The organism is Candidatus Nanopelagicales bacterium (genome assembly GCA_018003655.1).
In the GTDB taxonomy this organism is placed as follows: Bacteria; Actinomycetota; Actinomycetes; order S36-B12; family UBA10799; genus JAGNDY01.
On the sequence record JAGNDY010000139.1, the window covers coordinates 1 to 3,784 of the forward strand.

5 protein-coding genes are annotated in these 3,784 nt (G+C 63.9%); all 5 read right to left on the reverse strand.

Annotated features, from left to right (window positions below; genetic code table 11):
- The coding region (gene glmS / locus KAZ48_11305) for a glutamine--fructose-6-phosphate transaminase (isomerizing) (protein ID MBP7973376.1) at window positions 1-1,037 on the reverse strand (1,037 nt) is incomplete at its 3' end.
- A 49-nt stretch (window positions 1,038-1,086) separates the two neighbouring features.
- Window positions 1,087-2,448 carry a phosphoglucosamine mutase gene (locus KAZ48_11310; protein ID MBP7973377.1) on the reverse strand — a complete coding sequence of 454 codons (1,362 nt, stop codon included), beginning with the start codon at window positions 2,446-2,448 and terminating at the stop codon, window positions 1,087-1,089.
- A gap of 16 nt (window positions 2,449-2,464) precedes the next feature.
- Complete coding sequence (gene rpsI, locus KAZ48_11315; GenBank protein MBP7973378.1) at window positions 2,465-2,944, reverse strand: 30S ribosomal protein S9; 480 nt, start codon at window positions 2,942-2,944, stop codon at window positions 2,465-2,467.
- 50 nt (window positions 2,945-2,994) lie between these two features.
- A complete protein-coding gene (rplM, locus tag KAZ48_11320) occupies window positions 2,995-3,465 on the reverse strand; it encodes a 50S ribosomal protein L13 (GenBank protein ID MBP7973379.1) in 471 nt (156 codons plus the stop codon).
- Between the two features lie 138 nt (window positions 3,466-3,603).
- Window positions 3,604-3,784: tRNA pseudouridine(38-40) synthase TruA (locus KAZ48_11325; GenBank protein ID MBP7973380.1), on the reverse strand; the 181-nt coding region annotated here is incomplete at its 5' end.

Below are 3,784 nucleotides of genomic sequence, written 5' to 3' on the forward strand. Positions count from 1 at the left end.
AGGGTTCGCGGATCGAGGATGGGATCGCGGTACCGGAACTCGCTGGCGAGTTCGACCTCACAGTGAATCCGGGTCCAGTGCTCAATCGCGTACTTGGCGATCATCCCCGAGTGATAGGCCGTGCCACACGCGATGATGACAATGTTGGTCAGCTCGCGCAGATCCCGATCTGACAGGTCCATCGCGTCGAGTCGCAGTTGACCGTCGTCGCCGATCCGGCCGAGCAGAGTGTCCGAGACCGCTTTGGGCTGCTCGGCAATCTCCTTGAGCATGAAGAGGTCATAGCCACCTTTCTCCGCCGCCGACGCATCCCACGTGACGGTGAAGGGCGTCACCTGGGCGGGGGCGCCGTCGAAGTCAGTGACAACAACCTCGTCGGCGGTGAGCAGGACGACTTGATCCTGCCCGAGCTCAATGGCCTCTTTGGTGTGCGCGATGAACGCTGACACATCGGAGGCGAGGAAGTTCTCACCGTCGCCTACGCCAACGACCAGCGGGCTGTTGCGTCGGGCGCCGACCACCTGGTCTGGAAAGTCGGCGTGAATCACGACGAGTGTGAACGCGCCAGTCAGTCGCTGGCACACCTTGCGCACCGCGTCAGCCAAGTCATCGGGGTTGCGCGCCATCTCCTGCGCGACGAGGTGGGCAACCACTTCCGAATCGGTCTCGCTGAGCAGTTGCACCCCGCCTGTGCGCAGCTCATCACCAAGTTCAGCGAAGTTCTCGATGATGCCGTTGTGGATGATCGCGGTGCGGCCGTCTGCGCTGATGTGAGGGTGGGCGTTCGCGTCGCTGGGCGCACCGTGCGTGGCCCAACGTGTGTGACCGATCCCCGTGTGGCTGGCGGGGAGTGGGTCTTCAACGAGCAACTGCTCCAGATTCGCCAGCTTGCCAGCGCGCTTTCGTGAATCCAACTGGCCATCGGCGATCACCGCGATTCCAGCGGAGTCGTAGCCCCGGTACTCAAGTCGACGCAAACCCTCAACCACTACGTCGAGCGCTTGCCGCTGCCCGACGTAACCCACGATTCCGCACATGAGCGACAGCCTATTGGTTCAGTCTGCACGCAGTACCCCCTCGCGCCCCTCAAACAGCGCTGTCTAGGGGGATGGTTCTACGAACCACTTCGGCCAGGCGCGCCGCCACCGTATCCGCGATGTCCTGCGTGGGTGCCTCCACCATGACCCGGACCAACGGTTCGGTGCCCGACGGGCGCAACAAGACCCGGCCGGTATCGCCGAGCAGTTCCGACTCCTGGGCAACCGCTTGTCGGAGCTCGTCGTTCGTCGTGACCGCGTCGCGATCGACCCCATCGACATTGATAAGGACCTGTGGCAGCTGATGAACAACGGATGCGAGTTCGGCCAACGACTTGCCGGTCGCCTTCATCCGAGCACCGAGCATCAATCCCGTGAGGACTCCATCGCCGGTGGTCGCGTACGCCGACATCACCACGTGTCCGCTCTGTTCGCCCCCGAGAGTGAAGCCACCACCGCGCATCCGTTCGAGGACATAGCGGTCACCCACGGCTGTCTCTTCGACGGTGATGTCTGCTTCCCGCATCGCAATCTTGAAACCCAAATTAGCCATGACCGTGCTGACTACCGTGTCCCGGTGCAACGTGCCAGCTTCGCTCATAGCCAGGGCAATGATGGCCAGGATCTGGTCGCCGTCAACCAACGCGCCTGAGGCATCAACGGCGAGGCATCGGTCCGCGTCACCGTCGTGGCCGAGACCCAGATCGGCCCCGGCGGATACGACCTCCGCCACGAGGTCGCCCATATGGGTTGATCCGCACTTCTCATTGATGTTGAGGCCGTCGGGTGCCGAGTGGATCTCGATGACCTCGGCACCTGCGCGCCGGTACGCGTCTGGCGCGGCGAGGGAGGCCGCGCCATTCGCACAGTCGACCACCAACTTCAGGCCGTCCAAGCGGTTGGGTAGCGCCGACATGAGGTGCTCGACGTAGCGTTCGGTCGGCCCCGGGAAGTCACGGATTCGACCAACGTCGGCGCCCACCGGCGGTTCCCAGGGCTGATCGAGGGCCGCTTCGATCTGCTCCTCGACCTCGTCGGCAAGCTTGTGCCCGCCGGCCGCGAAGAACTTGATGCCGTTGTCCGGCATGGCATTGTGCGAGGCGGACAACATGACGCCAAAGTCGGCGTGCAACTCGCCTGTGAGGTAGGCCACGGCTGGCGTAGGTAGCACCCCAACTCGCAGCACGTCGATGCCGGCACTGGCGAGCCCGGCACATACCGCGGCATCGAGGAACTCACCGCTGGCACGAGGATCGCGACCGACCACCGCGGTCGGTCTGCCCCAGATGCGGTTGTCCTGCTCGGATCGCAGCACGCGAGCAGCAGCCGCCGCCAAATCCAGGGCTAGCGGCGCGCCGATATCCCGGTTGGCGACTCCACGCACGCCATCGGTGCCGAAGTACTTGGCCATGAAGCCGGTAGCGGAATCAGCGCTTGCTGTATTGGGGAGCCTTACGTGCCTTCTTGAGGCCGTACTTCTTGCGCTCCTTGGCCCGCGGGTCGCGGGTCAGGTAGCCGGCCTTCTTCAAGGACGGGCGATGCGCTTCCTCGTCGATCTCGTTGAGGCAGCGGGCAATGCCGAGGCGCAGAGCACCGGCCTGGCCACTGGTTCCACCACCACTGAGGTTCGCGACGACGTCGTAGGTCGCGTCAGCGTCGACGGCCCGGAAGGGCTCGTTGACGAGTTGCTGATGAACCTTGTTCGGGAAGTAGTCCTGCAGGGACTTGCCATTGAGGATCCACTCGCCGGAGCCCGGCTTGATGCGGACTCGCGCAACGGCCTCCTTGCGGCGACCGGTGGCAGCAGCCGGCGCAGTGCGCGCGGGTCGGCCAGTCTCGGCAGTCTTAGCAGGGGCCGACTCGGAGGTGTAGGTCTGAGTCTCGCTTGCGACGTCAACGTCAGTCACGGCCAGCGATTCCTTTCGGTGTTAGTGAGGTCGATGCCCGGAGGCGATACTTATTTCGCCTTGGCGCGGGCGACGGCTGGCTGGGCAACCTGGGTGATGTCGAACGGAACGGGCTGTTGCGCCGCGTGAGGATGCTCGGGGCCTGAGTAGACCTTGAGCTTGGTGATCAGCTGGTTGCTGAGTTTGTTGTGCGGAAGCATTCCGGCGACGGCCTTCTCAATGGCGCGGCGTGGATTCTTCTCAAGCAGGTCGCCGTAGCTTGTGGCCGTCAGACCGCCCGGGTAACCGGAGTGCCGGTAGTCCTTCTTCTGGGTCAGCTTCGCTCCAGAGAGCGCGACCTTCTCGGCGTTGATGACAACGACGAAGTCACCCATGTCGACATGAGGGGCGAAGGTCGGCTTGTGCTTGCCACGCAGCAGCGTTGCGACCTGGGACGCGAGTCGGCCGAGCACGACATCGGTAGCATCGATGACGTGCCATTGGCGCTCAATCTCGCCTGACTTGGGGCTGTACGTACGCACGGAGCAACCTTCACTAAATCGGTCGTTGGTTGTGGAGCTGGTCGACGGTTTGGACTCTCGCCCGATCGTGACCCGATCCGGTGGCGCGACTGCGCGCTCACCACGGCTTCTCAGGGTACCTGCCGCATTCGCCGAAGGTCAAAGCAGGTGGGCAACGTCACGCCTCCTGCGCGTGAATTCAGCTCGTTCGCCGAGCTCAGAATCGGGTGGGTACGCAACCGACTCAAGGACCAAACCACGTGCGGGTGCGACGACGACCGCCTGCGTGCGCGATTTAGCCGCGAGGTAGTCACCGAGCCAGCCCGGATCCTCTCGCCCC

Bases quoted from the DNA above. Each gene is read 5' to 3' on its own strand.
- KAZ48_11310 (MBP7973377.1), bottom strand. From the start codon at position 2,448: ATGGCCAAGTACTTCGGCACCGATGGCGTGCGTGGAGTCGCCAACCGG.